The following is a 16,251-nucleotide window of genomic DNA, read 5'->3' as shown; positions in this document are numbered from 1 at the left end:
CGCGCGGGTCTCGGGCCGGGCTTTCCCGTCGCAGGCCCTCTGCGGGTCGGCCATTGGAGACGCCGAGCACGAACGCTGACTCCAACCTTCGGCCTCCATCCGTTGGGCCGGCGGATCCCGCTTACCCTTGCGGGACGCCACGCTGCATCACGCGGAGTCGCTGGGCCTCGTTGCGTCCCTTCTGGTTGCATGTGGCCGGTGAGCGTCCTTGAACCCAAGCTGCAGGAGCATCTGCGCCGTGTCTGGCAGGCTGACGATCGGCTGCGCGCCGATGGCCGTGACGGCGAGAGTTTTCATCTACATCACGCTGGTGCTGGCCAGCGCGAGATCCATCATCCGCGCTGGGACCAGTCGTGGGCGGTGCCGACCGAGCATCAGATCGACGATCTCGGCGAGCTCGACATGCTGCGCGTCCAGCCATCGCACAATAAGACTCGCTCGTTCGTTATGACCCTCAAGGGTCGCGCGCAAGGGCATGCGTTGCAGGAGGCCCTGACGACCCCGACTGCGGTCGGTGGCCGCGCACCCTCGGCCCAGGACACGTTGCGCTGGCTGATCGGGATCGCAGAGGCTGCCCCTGAGGTCCTCGAGGTTCCGACGCGGATTACCCGGCGTGCCGTCAGCGACAGGTTGATCGACCATCAAGGCCACGAGGCCCTGTCGCAGCGCATCCTCGATCTGCTTGCGCAGGGCTATCTGACCGGCCAGCCGCCAGACTTCGATCAGGTCCCGGCCAGTCAGATCCTGCACACCACCCAGAATCTCGCCGTGGCGATGAAGGCCTACGAGTCGCTCAGCCGAGCGGAGCCGGCCGCATCGACGGTCAACGTCTTCGGGCCGGTGGTCAATAGTCAGGTGGCCGCGGGCGACATCACGACCACCACGACCTTCGTCAGCATCCTCGCCCAGGCCGAGATCGAGATTGACGCGCTGCACGACGTCGATACCGAGACCAAACAAGAGGCCAAGACCATCATCAAGACGATGCTCGGGAAAGGCGCAGAGGCGTCAGCGCAGGTCATGACTGGCGCCGGCGGTGCACTTGCCGCCGCGGTCCTCAGCAATCTGCTGGGCATCCCACTTACCTAGCCGGCGACGCCGGCTGGCGACGCAGCTCAGCATCACACCTGAGTCTGACGTGACACCGGCGTGCCACAAGGCCGGCGTCGGTCGAACTGAGCTGTTGGTGCCGATGACATCAGGGCCGGGTTCGCCAGGATTGTGCATCGGCATAGATGGACTCAACCACCGCGGCGGCCGCGTTCTCACCAATCCACCGTGGCGGACATGACGACGCCGAGTGCGCCTGCAACGCCGCCGGTCGGGCGCGGTGGAGGCCTGTCCGATCGTCGGCCACCCGCCGAGTCAGGAGTGACCAAGACGGAGTGACGTGGGCTGGCGAACGCCACTTTGCGCCGATCTACAAGTCTGTGTTGGAGCCGCCGTCCGGGCTGCTACGGAGCGTCGGCATGCTTGCGGTTTGCGAAGACGAGCAGCTCTTTGGCCTTTGGGTCGCCGGGTTCCAGCATCGGCATGCGGCTCCACCTGCCCGACTGCACCGGACGTACCTCGGTGACCTCGAAGCCGACACTCGTGACCAAGCTGCGGATCTCTGCGGCGGAGAAGCGCCTGTCGCGCACGATGTGCTCGGCGGGGAGAGCTCCAGCATCGCCAGCGAATTGCTCCTTGCGATAAAAGACGCCCCTGTACTGAAGAAGGTACTTGGGATCGAAGACATCGCCGGTCGCCTCCATCGTATTGGAGGCGGGCAGCCGCTCGAGAGCATCGACGAGGTCGATGATGGTGTCGGGCAGCCGCTCGTGCTCGTGGGCGAGCGCGGCAATTGTCGGCTCAGAGTTCATGACGCTGAGCAATAGCTTGCCCCCGGGACGAAGTGCGTGCAGACAGTGGCGCAGCATGTCGCGGTCATCGTCGATGCGAGCCGAGGAGCCGATTACGTCGTACAGCATCACGGCAGCGTCAAAGGTCTCCTCACCGAATGGCTCGCGCGCATTTGCCACCGAGAAGCAAGCCGCGTTGCCCTGGGCTGCTGCGGCATCGATCAGCGATTGCACGGCGTCGATCCCCATCGCCACCACTCCGCGTTGGATTAGTTCGTGGACGTGGCGGCCGTCACCACACCCCACATCGATGACGGAGGCGTCGGTGCCGATGAAGTCGATGAGGACGTCCACTTCATCTGGCGTGTGACTGCGCCAGGCGTGCTTGTCGTCAAGGTTCATCCGCGCATAGGCGTCCAGCCACACCCGGTCGGCGCCCTGGAGGATCATCTCGAGGCGGTCGTCGGTGAGAGCTGGCTTCTGGCTCTGGATGGTGCACGCGAACCATTCGTGACCGGGCTGTAGGTCGCCCAGGTTCCACGGGCGGTCGCTGCGACGGGCGTTGTGGCGCAGGATGTGCATGTCACTGATATCCACGGGGAAGTCGGTGTCGACGAGTGGCGCGGGTCGACCAACATCATCGTCTGCGAGATGGCTTGGCAGGTAATTGACGTCTTTATTCAAGGCACTTAATAGTTCGGATCCACGGGTAATGATCTCGCGGCTACGGCAGGTCCGGCGGGTAGCGGTCTCCAACGCGCGCACTGCCAGCGGGTTAGCCGTTGCCAGGCCCCATGCGTAGCAATCGCTAAAACCCCAGGTGCTGTACAGCAATTGGGTGCCAACGCGTTCGTTCCGGTAGTCGGTGTGGACGACCAGCTGGGTCACCCACGCGATATCGCCCTTGCCTGGTAGCGATACGCGCACCGAGGCGCAGTAGCCCACGACGGCTTCCCCGTGGCGGGCAACCGCGACAGTGGCACGCGGGCGATCCAGCACAGCGGTCAGGCGCTTCTGCGACATCTTGATCCGCCCGCCGGCGCGTTCCGTCGACGAGGCCCACCGACCGTAGTGGGCGCTGTAGAGCTCGCAGCAGGCCTGGAGGAGCGCCGAGTCTTTGACGGCCTCGCGTCCGGCAACCACGCCCCAGCTGAGACGGACGAAGTCCAGCGTGTCCGGGTTGCTGGTGGATTCGTCCGCGGTCACGCCTTGCGGAGGGTCATCGCCCGGCTGCGATCGGGCTGCGTTGCAACGCCGGCGAGGAGCAGCGAGCGTGCGGTCACGGTGGTGCGCATCGTCTTGACGACCATGTCGCGGATGTCCTCGGTATCGCAAGCGACGGTGCGGCTGTTGATCACCAAGGGCAGAGTACGCACGTTGGCGCGCGGGAGCATCCTGTCGCGCATGTGAGCGGGAGTCGCGGCAACGCAGCGCAGAGATGATCTCCTGCGCTAGCCGAGGCCTCCTTGTGGATGACCTCGGCCTGGATGCGCTCGAACCGCATCGCGACGAGAGGCGGAGCGCGGCCCCGTGGAGCAAGGCATCAACCCACCCCCAACCAACCAGAACCACCCGACCCAACGACCCCGTCAAGCCCGTACTTACGCCAACTTCGACCAAGTCATAGCTCTTGTGGTACAGGCGGTCGCGGGTTCGAGTCCCGACGCTCACCCTTCACGAGGCCCGGTTCGGGGCTTTTCGCGTCTTCCGGGCGGGTTGGCGGGGCGCCGAGGCATCATCGAGGCATCACTTGGTGCCGGATACCCGGTGCCGATGGCCGACCGGCTGATGGCCGAGCGCGACGGCCAGCACCGCCAGTCACGCTGCCGTGGCGACGACGACCTGGTCTTCGCGTATCGGTGCTCGGCCGGCCGCTGGATCGTTCGCGGCTGTTGAAGCGGTTCAAGCTGGCCTGCTCGATCGCCGGCCTCCGCGGCGTGCGGTTCCACGACCTGCGGCACACCTTTGGCACCCGCATGGCGGCGGCCGGCGTGCCGATGAGGACCTTGCAGGAGTGGATGGGCCACCGCGACTTCAAGACCACGCTGATCTACGCGGACTACGCTCCGAGCGCGGACGAGCGGGCGATGGTGGAAGCGGCGTTCGCGCCGGCCGCCTCGCCGCCGATGTGCGTCCAGGCGACGACGAGCACCAGCAACGTTTAAAGTCGGCGGCCGCGCTCGGGCTGCGCCGGCGCCGCTCTCCGTCAGTGCCCCGGACCAGGCTGGCGGCACGGCGGCGCGAGCGCTGGACGCCAGGTCCGCCCGCGCGACGGCATGGATGCATGCACGCCGTCAGGCCCGGTCGTCAGCCGGCGGGCCTGACCGGGCTCCGGATCGCCTCCCGCGCCCGGCGTCGAGCCCGGGCCACGGAAGAACCCTGATCGGCACCCGGCTAATCGGCGGTGGAAAGCCCGGCAACGGCCTGCCATCGACGGCCAGCTTGGCGATCCGAGCGCCCAGCCGCGGGCTGATGACGTAGAAGTTGACCCGCTCGTAGGACGAGGACCGGTAGCCCGAGACGATGTCGGCGAGCCGCGGCGTGTACTTGGGGCTGAACTCGAGCTCCACAGCGATCCGGCGATCGTCCATCTCCAGGACGAGATCCGGCCAGCGCCTGCGGTCCTGGCGACTGCGGCCGAAGACCTCGACGCTGTAGCGCTCGTCGTCGGGCGTCTGGCTTCGCTCCCGTCCGCGGCACTGTCGTTCGGTCAGCACGACGCCCGCCGCCATGCGCGGGTCGAGCTCGAATCGCGTCGCCAGCGCGACGATCGCACCCTCGTGCGCTCGCGCCTGGGTGACCTGCGGCGCCCGCCGCCTGCACTGGCCGACCGCCTGCCCGCCGCGCCCCGTGATCCAGAACGTCTTGGCCTGACTCACATGCCCGCGCCACGACCCCAGCAGCCCAACCCGCTCGAGCCTCCGCAACCGCGCCCTCGACCGCTGCACCGAGATCCCGAACCGCTCCGCAACCGCCTCCGCCGTCACGAACCGAAACCGCGGGATCCACACCAAAACCACCGCACATCACCAGCGCTGCTCTCCGTCTCCCACCGCTGCCGACCCACCACCTCCGGAAGAACCACCCCGGTCCCCGACACCCCACCGGATGCCCTTCGCCGTCCAGCCCACCACCGGGCCGGCCCACATCGTCAGGCCAAGGGCCCTGTCGCACGAGGTGGGGTCATGCGACGAGGGGCGCGGCATCGCTCCCCGTCCGGCTTCCGAGTGCAGGCAAAGATGGCATGAGCCGGGCGGCGGTCCCGGCGTAGGGGGGACCTCCTCAGCTCAAGCGCGCATGATGCGCGCAGGTAGTTAACCGTGGAGCTTGAGGAGGCCCCGTAATGGCAATCGTAATGGGACTCGATCAGCATCGTGTGCAGATCACGGCCGAGTGGCTTGACACCGAAACCGGCGAGATCGGCCGCGCTCGTGTGTCGCCCGCGCACCGAGAAGATGTCCGCCGATTCCTGCAGCGGTTCGCGGGCCAGCGGCTTGAGGCGGCGTTGGAGGCGACGACCGGTTGGCGGTTCGTTGCCGAGGAACTGCGCGCCGTCGACGCCGAGGTTCATTTGGCCGAACCGGCCGAGACCGCAGCGCGTCGCGGCAACAAGAAGCGCGCCAAGACCGATCGCGCCGACGCCCGTCATTTACGCGAGTTGTTGATGATCGGCCGGCTGCCGGAGTCCTGGATCCCGCCCGACCACCTGCTCGATCTGCGCGCGAAGGTCCGGCTGCGTCACACGCTGGTCGACCAGCGCGGCGAGTGGCAGCAGCGCATCCAGTCGGTGCTCTATCACCACGGCTTTCCGCAGCGCCACGGCCTGCTCACCGGCGAGAACCGCGCCTGGCTCGAGGCGCTCGAACTGCCGTCCGGTGCCCGCGAACAGGTCACCGTCGCCCTGACGATGATCGACGCCCTCGACGCGCAATCGGCGCCGATCACCAGAGAGCTCCGCCTCTACGCCCGTCGCCAGCTGGGCTGCAAGGCGTTGATGAAGCACTACGGCATCGGCGAGCTGACCGCGGTCACGATCCTCGCCGAGCTCGGCGACACACGCCGCTTCTCGTCCTCCAGGCACGCCGTTCGCTACGCCGGCCTGGACATCACCGTCCATCAGTCAGACCAGCGCCGTGCGCCCGGCCACCTCTCCCGCCAAGGACCGCCGGCGCTGCGCTGGGCACTGTTCGAGGCGGCCCAGGCCGCCCGGCGCCCCGGCTCCCCGGACCGTGGCTACTACGACCAGGCCGCCGACCGGCTCGGCGGAAACCGCGCCTGCCTCGCCCTGGCCCGCAAGTTGTTGAAGAAGAGCTTCCACACCCTGCGCGAGCTCGGCGACGACGCCCTCCTCCCGGCCTGAACCAAGCTCACGTGCGCGCCAAGCCCTTCATCACCCCGATGCACCGCGGCCAGCTCCCGGCATTCCGCTGCCGCCACCAGTGGGTGGACGGCCTCCAAAGACTGAGCGGCCGCACCGCGTCTTACGCGAAGACCCCATCACCCATCATGTCGCCGACCCACAACGGGTCGCGGACCGAGATAAGCCCGGGCACTCGCGCGCACCACACCCAACTGCTCCACCCCGGCCACAGCCCACCCGCGACTACGACGCACCTACCCCTACAACTCGATCAGCGCACTTGACGCCCGAACCCGGCACAGATAAGCGGCAGCCTCGCGCAGCTTCCCGACAACCTGGTGTTCGCGGCCGAGGTCGGCTGAGACCCGGCACTCGCATATGCCGCTTGAGCTGGTCTTCGTCCGCGTATCAGACCTCCGGTCAGGGTTGCTCAAGAGAACCTCCTGCGCACGGCGATTGTCTAGTCGGCGGTAGCCATTTCTGGGGATAGGATGGCCCCGAACCTTCTGCGAGGGTCAGGTGATGGATCGTCTACCACGACCCGTAACCGCTGAGGAGCAGGCGCGCCGCCGCGCGCTCATCCTCACCCTGCTACGCCGGCACGTGCTGCATCAGCCGCCGTTGCCGCCAGAGCACGTGACGCCGATCCGCCGACGGCGGCGACAGGACACACCGTCGCCGGAACGGATCGAGGCGCGCGGCTGAGCACGGACGCTCAATCATCAGCTAGCGGCACGGACAGCCGCGGTGTGACGGCGCCGGGGTTCTCCTCTGAAATCGCCCCGGCGCCGCGCGCCACCCCTGCTGGGCCCCCGGCCGCCCAAGCCTCCAGTGACAGGCGCCAGCAGTCTCTTCCGGTGCACCACCGCTACCGGTGTCAGACGAAAAGCAGAAGCGCGCTGGTGTTTGCGGCCTTCCGCCGCCGGAGTGCCCAGTCGCATGGAAGGCAGCAGTCCGGCTTACGCGGGCTTTGGCAACAGCCGCGAACATTGGGGTGTTCGCGTTGACGGAAGCTGCTCAACGCTGGTCGGCTCGTCCGGGCGTTTGAGGGTCGCCTAGTGCTGGCCGATCGTCTGGAGGGTAGAAAGAAACCGCCTGGCGGCGAGCCGCTACTAGTAGGCTGCGGCCCGATGCGCCCGGTATCGCGCCAGATCGTCGCTGTACTCAGCGTGCTCGCTCTGCCGATCGCCGTCGCATCCGCGGGTGAGGGCACCCCGGACCCGGGTTACGGGGTGCGCGGCGTTTCGGTGCTCGCAACCGGCAACGCCGACCAGTCCAGCGGCGCAGCGGTCGCCGGGCAGGGCGACAAGGCGGTGATCGCCGGTGAGGCGCTTGACAATACCGGCGGCGGCCCGCGGCTGCGCGCCACGGTCACGCGCACGAACGCCGACGGCACGCGCGACGCCGGCTTCGGCACCGGTGGCCAGACGCTCACCTCGGCGGGCACCGGAGACTCCCGCTTCTACGCCGTGACGATCGCCCCCGACGGCAAGATCGTCGCCGTCGGCAGTGCCGTCGACGGCGGCACCGAGAAGATTCTCGTCGTCCGCTTCTCGGCCGACGGGGTGCGCGACAACGGCTTCGGCAACCAGGGCGTCACGTTGATTGCGCGGGGCGACGGCGGCGTCGCCGCCGGCAACGCCGTGCTGGTCGAGGCCGACGGCTCGGTGATTGTCGCCGGCCAAGCGCTCGACGGCGGCATCACGAAGATGGTCCGCGCCAAACTCAACTCCGGCGGCGTCGCCCAGGGCTGGGGCGGACTCGGACTCACCGCGGTCGGCGCCGACGGCTTCGCGCGCGCCAACGCGATCGGCAAGCTCGACGACGGCAGCTACGTCCTCGCCGGCGAGGCCGCAGACGGCGACAGCGAGCCGTTCCTCGCCCGCGTCAGCGCGTCGACGGGCGCGCTCACCACCGGCTGGGGCAGCCAGGGGGACGGCATCAGCATGCTCGCGGTCGGCACGATCGGCGGTGCCTACGGGCTGACGGTCACGGGCAGCCAGATCGTCATCACCGGCGCGATCGCCGAGACGGCGACGGAGGTCCTCGCCGCCGCGTTCAAGGCGGGCGACGGGGCGCTCGACGGCTCATTCGGCACGGGCGGCATCTTCCGCGCCCAGATCGGCGACGGCGGCTCGTCGATCGCGCACGCGATCACGACCGACGGCTCCGGGCGGTTCCTGCTCGCGGGCGAGGCGTCCCAGGACCTCGAGGGCGACGCGATCTTCCAGTTCGTGACCGCGCGGCTCACGCCCGGTGGCGCGCTCGACACGAGCTACAACCCGTCCGGCCCGCAGCCCGGCGCGGCGTTCGCGAGCGCGCCCGGAGGCCGGGCGGCGCACGGCAACGGCGTGGCGCTGGCCGCCGACGGCAAGGCGCTGCTTGCCGGGCGCGTCGGCGACGGCCCAGGCGAGTCGCTGGCGACCGCGCGCTTCTGCACCGCGACCGCGCAGCCATGCTTCAGCGCCTCCGGTGACGTCGCGCTGCCTCCCCAGAGCGACCTCGCGATGTCTGAGCAGTGCGGCACGCCGAGCGTCACCGGGATCGCGACGCTGAACGTGACCGGCGGATACGGCGGCCGCGTGACGGTGACCGTGACGTCCTCCAACGCGTCGCTGTTCAGCGTCAGCCCCGCCGAGACCCTCGAGCCGAAGGCCGACGGGCCGCTGCGCGTGAACTACACGGTGACCCACCACGGCAACGCCGCCGACAGCGCGACGCTGACGATCCGCGTCGAGCCCGAGGGGCGCGCGGCGTTCACGCGGACGCTGACGGTCCGCCACACGGTGCTCGCCGTCACCGCGATGAGCCCGGCGACGGCGACGACGCCAAGAGACCGGGCGCCCGGCTCGCCGATCACGCTCACGGTTCCGGGGATCGACATCTGCTCGACCTCGGGCTACACCGGCGGGAGCGCCTCGGTGGTGCGCGTCGGCAACGACCACGCACTCGCGAACGGGACCCGCGCCGGCGACACGCTGACGGTAAGGACGCCACGCCTGGCGACGACCGGTGGCGTCGAGCTCGCGACGCTCGACAGCACCGGCAAGATCACCGCCCGTGCCGCCGCGCCGGGACAGGTCATGGTCGACACGTACCGCAACTCACTCGGCTTCGCGTTCCGCAACTTCTCCGCGGACGTGAGCCTCAGCGACATGGTGCGCGCCTTCGGCGCCGAGGACCTGTTCATCTGCGTCCCGGTCCCGTTCGCCGGCTGCGTGCCCTCCGGCGTCCCGGACCCGTGGGCGCTGGCCGTGTGGGGCGTCCTGCAGCTTGGCAACGGCTCGTGCTTCGGGTTCTCCTGGGTCAGCGAGTGGATGCGCCAGGGCAAGATCTCACCGGCGAGCTTCAACGTGAACGCGACGACCCCGTTCTCGATCGGCGGCATGCCGCAGGAGGGCGACGCGCCGGCGGTGCGCCCGGACAACATCACCGACGAGGTCGAGGCCGCATGGGCGCGCCAGTTCTCCGAGGAGTACATGGAGTTCTACCGGCACCAGACGCTGCTGAACCTCGTCTCCGAGACGCCTTCGAGCCTGCGCGCGACCATCGAGGACATGATGCGCAGCGGGAAGCACCCGCTGCTGTCGATCCGGGACGGCGGCACGATCGGCGGCCTGCACGTCGTCACCGCCTACGACGTCGAGAGCGACCCCAACGAGTCGGGCGCCTACTACATCTACGTCTACGACAGCAACGTGCCGTTCGATCCCGCGGACGTCACCGCCGACGGCGATCGCAACTCCGACCGGCTCGCGGGCACGACGCTTGCGTACAAGAAGGCGGTCGACAGCCGCATCCACGTGCACGCCGACGGCAGCTGGCAGATGCCCAGCTCGAGCTTCGGCGGAAAGCGGATCTCCAACATCCTCGCCGGGCCCTGGGACCTCCCGTCCGAGGACGCGAGGATCATCAGCCCCGCGACCGGCGTGACGGCCGCGGTGACGTTGTTCATCGCCTGGGCCGGCGAGGGCATCTCGAAACTCGGCGCCGACGGCACGGAGCCGACCGCCCCGACGACGGTCACGCAGATCACGGCCGGGAAGCGCAAGCTCTACACCGCGCCGGGCGTCATCAACACCGATCCCGCGACGAAGCTCGACGTCGTCCCCTGGACGCTCGCGACCGGCGGCCCGGCCCCGGTCGAGGGCCAGTTCATCCCCGCGGGCGCGCCGTATGAGCTGAAGATGCGCGGCGACCGCAACGCCACCCAGACACAGGTCGTCTTCGGTCACAACACCGTCTCGAAGATCAGCGCCCCGGTCAGGAGCGGTGTCACCGACACGATCGGCGTCGCGCCCAAGCAGAACTCGATCTCGTTCGACCCCGGCGCCGCGTCGGCGAAGGTGACGCTCGAGATGTCCGGCACGACCGGCAACGGCGGCTGGCGGACCGCGTCGATGGCCACGACGACCAAGGGCGAGGACGGCCTGCGGTTCGACCGCGCCAAGGAGACCTACGTCATCGACCACAAGGGACCGGGTGCGACCGTGAAGCTGACGCTCGCCTCGACCGACAAGTCGGCGCTGCCGCAGGAGGCGACCGCGACGTTCAACGTCGGGCGCAACCAGAAGGTGTCGCTGAAGCCCACGTCGTGGAAGAAGCTGGGGAGCGGGAGGCTCGTCGTCCGCGCCGGCGGCAAGACGCGCCGCATCAAGCTGCGGGTGTCCTCCGCGACGAAGCTCACGATGGGCAAGCCGACGACGAGGGTGAAGGGCAAGGCACGGACCGCTCGGATCTCGATCACGGTCCCGAAGGGCGCGGCGACCGGGAGCGGGAAGGTCACCTACGTGATCCGGCGCGGCAAGCGACGCATCGGCAACGGCACCGTCTCGGCGGGGACGCCCGGGCGGCGGACGATCACGATCAAGCTGCCCGCGTCGGCGCGGCGCGGCGACACGCTGACGCTCGTCGGCACGGCGGTGCGCCAGCGCGGCACGCGCTACACCATCGCGACGGCGACGAGGACGGCGAAGGTCCGATGAGGCTGCTGCTCGTCATCGCCGCTGCGGCCACCCTCGCACCGGCCGCCACCGCGTCGGCCGCGGACTTCGTCGAGGGCAACGCCGGGGTCTCGCAGCCGCTCGTGACGTTCGCCAAGCCCGCGCCCACGCAGACGAAGATCACCTGGGGCGACGGCTCGGCGGCGGACACCGTGACCGTCGAGAAAGCGCCCGACGGGTCAGGCTCGGTCTCCGGCGCGCACACCTACGCAAAGCACGGCAGCTACCAGATCAAGGTCGAGGACGCCGCAGATCCCTCGACGTCTGAGACGACGACTGCGACCGTCGCCGACGCGCCGATCACCGCGCAGGGCCAGATCAACGCGATCGCCGCCGCTGCGGGCGGCGTGACGCTCGCGACGATCACCGACGCCAACCCGCTCGGCGTCCCCGAGAGCCTGAAGGCGCGCGTCGACTGGGGCGACGGCGTGACCGAAGACGTGACGATCGTCGCCGCCGGGCAGCCTGCGCGCTACCTCGTCCAGGGCAGCCACACCTACCCGGACGGCGGCACCTACCCGGCGATCATCACGATCTCCAGCAACGACGGCGGCACCGCGCAGGCCACCAGCGAGGCGCGCTTCGACGGCGTCTCCCAGCCTGTCCGGCCGACCACGCAGGGCAAGATCCTCGACCTCGGCACGGCCGCGCTCGGCGGGCGGCCGTCGATCACGGTCGACGACGCCGGCACCGCGTACGTCGTGTGGACGACCCCGGCAACCGGCGGCAACGACGCGATCACGTTCTGCCGCGTTCCGCGCGGCGCGACCGGCTGCGATCTGCGCCGCACGCTGTACTACAAGCCGTTCGCCTCGACGACGACGATCCTGCGCGGCGCGTCGGGCAAGCTCTACATCGTCGCGGCGCACATCCTCACCGGTCGCGGCGGCACGGTCGTCCTCACCTCCGGCGACAACGGCCAGACCTGGGGGCGCCAGCTCTACGACGTGAACGTGGGCATCTACCAGTCGGCCGTGAGCGGCGCCGCGCTGTCCCTGGACGAGCGGGCGATGTACATCACCTACGGCCCGTTCTTCAATCTCGCAAGCGCACCGCTGCAGGGCATCGCGCGGCTCGACCTGACCTCCGAGGCCGTGCCGTGGATCGGCGACGAGTCCTTCCAGCGTCGCGTCGTCGCGGGCGCCGGGGTGCTGCCCGACGGCCGCGGCGTCGCGCTTGCCAACCGCCATCCAGACGTCACCGACGGGCCGCTCGTCGCCGTCCGCCTCGTCGGCGACGCCGCCAACCAGACGACCGATGCGCCGTGGACGCCGGTCAACGCCGCCAGCGCGCGGAAGATTGCGACCTCGCCGAACCTCGCAAGCATCCTTGACTGCTCGCCGGTGAAGGCTGACCCGTTCGGCACGCGGATCGGCGCGGTCCCGCTGCGCGGGCTGCAGGGCGGGACGGTTCGCGCGCTCGGGTTCCTCAGAGGCGACAACAGCGGCTGCGGCGACGTCGACCTCGCCTACGACGCCGCCGGCGGGCGCCACGCGACGTACGTCGGCAGCGCCGACGGCTGCCCCAGCGGCGACTCCGTAACCCCCGGCCCCAGCGGCGCCTCCGTATCCCCCGGGCCAGTGGTCAACAAGCACGTCTGCATCGTCTACCGCGCGGCAAAGCCGAACGGGGACTTCCGGCCCAAGACGATCCTCGTCGACGTCGACCCCTCGACGAAGGTCGGGGGCGTCGAGGTCGGCAGTCCGCAGGCCGTGCGCGTCGGCGCGGGCCGCGACGGCCAGGGCTGGGTCGTCTGGCACAGCTTCGGCGACCGCCACATCCGGATGACGCCCACGCGCGACGACACCCAGGCAGCGGTCACGAGCAAGCACACGATCAGCCTCAAGCCGCTGCCCAACGGCGAGTGCACGAACACGAACTCGCTGCAGGTCCAGGCGACCGTCGGCGGGCCAGCGAGCGGCCGCCCGAAGATCCTGAGCGTCGCGTGGAGCACGGGGCAAGGTGTCCTGCCGCGCAGGCAGACTGACGGCTCGGCACCGTTCTCGATCACGGCGAAGACCGACCAGAAGCTGATGGGCAACATCGGCTCCAACGGCGTGGTGATCTTCGGCTCGCTGCTGAAGGCGAAGGTGCGCTACCGGGTGGGGAGCGGCTCGGCGAAGTTCGCGCGACTCCAGTTGCCGCTGACGTACTTCTGCTCGATCACGTGGACCGACGTCGAGCGCAAGTACGAGGCCAAGAAGCGCAAGCGCTGATCCCCGCCCCGGGGTCAGGTGTCGTGGGTGACGGTCTCCTGCGGGCTGCCCGCGGGCGTGACGTCGTCGAGGTCTGCGAGGTCGTCGGCGTCCAGCGTCACGTCGCCGGCGGCGAGGTTCTCCTCGAGGTGCGCGACGGAGGTGGTTCCGGGGATCAGCAGGATGTGCTCGTCGCGGTGCAGCAGCCACGCCAGCGCGATCTGCGACGGGGTCGCGTCGTGCTTGGCGGCGACTCGCGCGATGGCCGGGTCGGCGGCGAGCTTGGCCGGGCCGCCGGTGAACGCCGAGCCGAGGGGGAAGAACGGCACGAACGCGATGTCGCGCTCGCGAGACAGCTCGAGCACGTCCTCGCCGGAGCGGTCGAGGATGCTGTAGGCGTTCTGCACGCCGGCGACATCGACGAGCTCCAGGGCCTCCTCGGCCCGTGCGCGCGACACGTTGCTGATGCCGATCAGCTCGAGCTTGCCCTCGCGGCGCAGGTCCTCCAGCGCGCCGAGCTGCTCGGCCAGCGGCACCTCGGGCCCGCCCTCGCCCTCGAGCAGCCGCAAGTTGACGAGGTCCATGCGCTCGACCCCGAGCGATCGCAGGTTGGCCTCGACGCCCTCGCGCAGCTCCGTCGGCCGCTGCGCCGGCAGCCAGCCGCCCTGGTCGTCGCGCCGGGCGCCGACCTTCGTGGCGAGTCGCAGGCCGTCGGGGTAGGGATGCAGCGCTTCGCGGATGAGGTCGTTGGTGACGTCGGGGCCGTAGAACTGCGAGGTGTCGACGTGGTCGACGCCCAGCTCGATCGCGCGGCGCAGCACGGCCAGAGCCGCGTCACGATCGCGCGGCGGGCCGAACACGCCCGGGCCGGCGAGCTGCATCGCGCCGAAGCCGATGCGCCCGACGGGTCGGTCGCCCAACATGGATGTCTTGGTCGGAGTCATGCGATCAGGGTGCGCTACCGTCGAAGCAGCCACAAGAAGGGCATCGATCCTGGGACTCGCACCACCACCCTCCGACGCGCGGCGCACCGAGCTCGCGGACTTCCTCAAGCACCGCAGGGCGCAGGTCACCCCCGAGAGCGCGGGACTGGAGGCCAACGGCCGCCGGCGCACGCCCGGGCTGCGGCGTGAGGAGGTCGCGCAGATCGCCGGGGTCGGGGTCTCCTGGTACACGTGGCTCGAGCAGGGTCGTGACATCAAGCCCTCGGCCCAGGTGCTTGACGCGCTGGCGCGCGCGCTGCGCCTCGACGCCGCCGAGCGCGCCCACGTGTTCCACCTCGCCCGTGTCGAGCTGCCGCTGCCCGCCGGCGACTACCCGCGCGAGGCGCCGCCGGAGCTGCACGCCGTGGTCGACGGCCTGATGCCCAACCCGGCGTACCTGATCGGCCCACGGGGCGATGTCCTGGCGTGGAACCACGCCGCTTTCCGCGTCATCGGCGAGCCGCAACCGGCGCCCGACGGCCGGCTGAACCTGCTGTGGTGGCTGTTCACCAGCGACGAGCCGCGGGGCGAGCAGCGGCGGATGACCGCTCGCCAGACGCTCGCGCGCTTCCGCGCCGAGCACGCCCGCCGGATCGGCGACCCGGACTTCGCCGCCCTCGTCGACGCCCTCGATCAGGCCAGCCCGGAGTTCCGCGCCCTGTGGCCCCGCCACGAGGTGCTCACCGAGCAGCTCGGCACCAAGACGATCGAGCACCCGGAGCTCGGCACGCTTCGCCTTCACCACCTGCAGTCGGTGCCGACGAGCCACACGGATCTGCGCCTGACGCAGTTCGCGCCGGCCGACGACGCTACGAGAGCCGCACTCGCGACCCTCGGGCCGGCTACCGCGAGCCGGCGCTAAGCGCTCAGCCGCGGTCACCCGGGCGACGCCGGGCCCGGTGACGCGTGTCAGCGCTTCGTGCCGTCGAGCCGGATCGTCCACGGCTCGATCGTCTCAACCCGGAGATGAGTCTCGGTTACCAGGTCTGGTCGGCGGCGCGGACGAGGAGTTCGTTGACGGCGACGCGGCGGGGACGGCTGACGACGTAGACGACCGCGTCGGCGATGTCGACGGGGGAGAGCTTCTCCATGTCCTTGGTCTGCTGTTCGACGGCGGAGCGCAGTTCGGCGCGTACGTGATCGCCGAGTTCGGTGTCAACCGTCCCGGGTTCGATGACGCCGACGCGAACGCGCTGGGGTTGCAGCTCTTGGCGCAGGCTCTCGGAGAAGGCGTTGATGCCGGACTTCGTGAGGCTGTAGACGGCCGCGCCGCCGCGGGCGACGCGGCCCGCGGTCGAGCTGATGTTGACGATGTCGGCCACTCGGCGCGGGTCGTCGGCGGCCGCACGGGTGAGATGGGGCAGCGCGGCGCGGGTGATGTGGAGCATGCCGTTGACGTTGATGTCGAGCATGCGCCGCCACTCGTCATCGGGTGCGTCGGCGACTGGGCCGAGGAGCATCAAGCCTGCGTTGTTGATGACGATGTCCAGGCGCCCGAGCTCGGCGACCGTCTCGGCGACCGCGGCTCGGGCCGGGTGGGCGTCGGTGATGTCGGCGTCGATGGCGAGCGCTACGCCTCCGTCTGTGCGAATCGTGTTGGCGAGCGTCTCGAGTCGCTCGCGTCGGCGAGCCACAAGGGCGACGGCAGCGCCCTCGTGGGCGAGCGCGCGGGCGGTGGCGGCACCGATGCCGCTGCTGGCGCCGGTGACCAACGCGACGGTGTTGTCCAGGGCTTGGGGCATCGGGAGGTCCTCTCTGGGAGAAGTGGGCGCAGAGCACAATCATGAGTCACGCGTGGCGTCGATGCTGGACGTCGGCCATCGGCCAGCTCCCTGGCGGTCCGTCTCAACACTTGTAGGCGCAGATCTC

11 protein-coding genes are annotated in these 16,251 nt (G+C 69.8%); 6 read left to right on the top strand and 5 right to left on the bottom strand.

Going from position 1 to position 16,251, the window contains the following annotated elements; genetic code table 11:
• The first annotated feature begins 198 nt into the window (after nt 1–198).
• Nucleotides 199–1,089 (top strand): hypothetical protein, encoded by an 891-nt coding sequence (locus tag VK501_RS01815; RefSeq protein WP_324334031.1) that lies wholly within the window; start codon nt 199–201, stop codon nt 1,087–1,089.
• Between the two features lie 365 nt (nt 1,090–1,454).
• Here the strand turns inward: VK501_RS01815 and VK501_RS01810 are convergent, their stop codons facing one another.
• Nucleotides 1,455–3,047 carry a GNAT family N-acetyltransferase gene (locus tag VK501_RS01810; RefSeq protein ID WP_324334029.1) on the bottom strand — a complete coding sequence of 531 codons (1,593 nt, stop codon included), beginning with the start codon at nt 3,045–3,047 and terminating at the stop codon, nt 1,455–1,457.
• Nucleotides 3,044–3,199: a hypothetical protein gene (locus tag VK501_RS01805; protein ID WP_324334027.1), complete on the bottom strand. Its 156-nt coding sequence runs from the start codon at nt 3,197–3,199 to the stop codon at nt 3,044–3,046. Before VK501_RS01805 ends, VK501_RS01810 begins: the two co-directional genes overlap by 4 nt.
• A gap of 501 nt (nt 3,200–3,700) precedes the next feature.
• Here VK501_RS01805 and VK501_RS01800 point away from each other — a divergent pair.
• On the top strand, nt 3,701–4,006 hold the full coding sequence (locus VK501_RS01800) for a tyrosine-type recombinase/integrase (RefSeq protein ID WP_324334025.1): 306 nt from the start codon (nt 3,701–3,703) through the stop codon (nt 4,004–4,006).
• Between the two features lie 129 nt (nt 4,007–4,135).
• On the opposite strand, the gene VK501_RS01795 is transcribed toward VK501_RS01800, so the two are convergent.
• Complete coding sequence (locus tag VK501_RS01795; protein ID WP_324334023.1) at nt 4,136–4,720, bottom strand: hypothetical protein; 585 nt, start codon at nt 4,718–4,720, stop codon at nt 4,136–4,138.
• 464 nt (nt 4,721–5,184) lie between these two features.
• Between VK501_RS01795 and VK501_RS01790 the strand changes: the two genes are divergently transcribed.
• The 3 genes from VK501_RS01790 (at nt 5,185) to VK501_RS01780 (ending at nt 13,420) form a co-directional block, all read left to right on the top strand.
• Nucleotides 5,185–6,201 (top strand): IS110 family transposase, encoded by a 1,017-nt coding sequence (locus VK501_RS01790; RefSeq protein ID WP_324334021.1) that lies wholly within the window; start codon nt 5,185–5,187, stop codon nt 6,199–6,201.
• A gap of 1,130 nt (nt 6,202–7,331) precedes the next feature.
• Complete coding sequence (locus VK501_RS01785) at nt 7,332–11,186, top strand: delta-60 repeat domain-containing protein (protein ID WP_324334019.1); 3,855 nt, start codon at nt 7,332–7,334, stop codon at nt 11,184–11,186.
• Complete coding sequence (locus VK501_RS01780; protein WP_324334017.1) at nt 11,183–13,420, top strand: hypothetical protein; 2,238 nt, start codon at nt 11,183–11,185, stop codon at nt 13,418–13,420. Before VK501_RS01785 ends, VK501_RS01780 begins: the two co-directional genes overlap by 4 nt.
• A gap of 14 nt (nt 13,421–13,434) precedes the next feature.
• Here VK501_RS01780 and VK501_RS01775 read toward each other — a convergent pair whose 3' ends face one another.
• Nucleotides 13,435–14,343, bottom strand: a complete 909-nt coding sequence (locus VK501_RS01775) for an oxidoreductase (RefSeq protein ID WP_324334015.1) — start codon at nt 14,341–14,343, stop codon at nt 13,435–13,437.
• Here VK501_RS01775 and VK501_RS01770 point away from each other — a divergent pair.
• Entirely contained in the window at nt 14,342–15,244 is a 903-nt protein-coding gene (locus tag VK501_RS01770; protein WP_324334013.1) for a helix-turn-helix transcriptional regulator, read from the top strand. The two genes, VK501_RS01775 and VK501_RS01770, sit on opposite strands and share 2 nt — an antisense overlap.
• Nucleotides 15,245–15,359: 115 nt before the next feature.
• Here VK501_RS01770 and VK501_RS01765 read toward each other — a convergent pair whose 3' ends face one another.
• Complete coding sequence (locus VK501_RS01765; RefSeq protein ID WP_324334011.1) at nt 15,360–16,124, bottom strand: SDR family NAD(P)-dependent oxidoreductase; 765 nt, start codon at nt 16,122–16,124, stop codon at nt 15,360–15,362.
• Between the last annotated feature and the right edge of the window lie 127 nt (nt 16,125–16,251).

Origin of the sequence: Baekduia sp. (genome assembly GCF_035318805.1) — a bacterium.
Lineage (GTDB): Bacteria > Actinomycetota > Thermoleophilia > Solirubrobacterales > Solirubrobacteraceae > Baekduia.
This window is presented reverse-complemented; position numbering and strand designations above follow the sequence as displayed.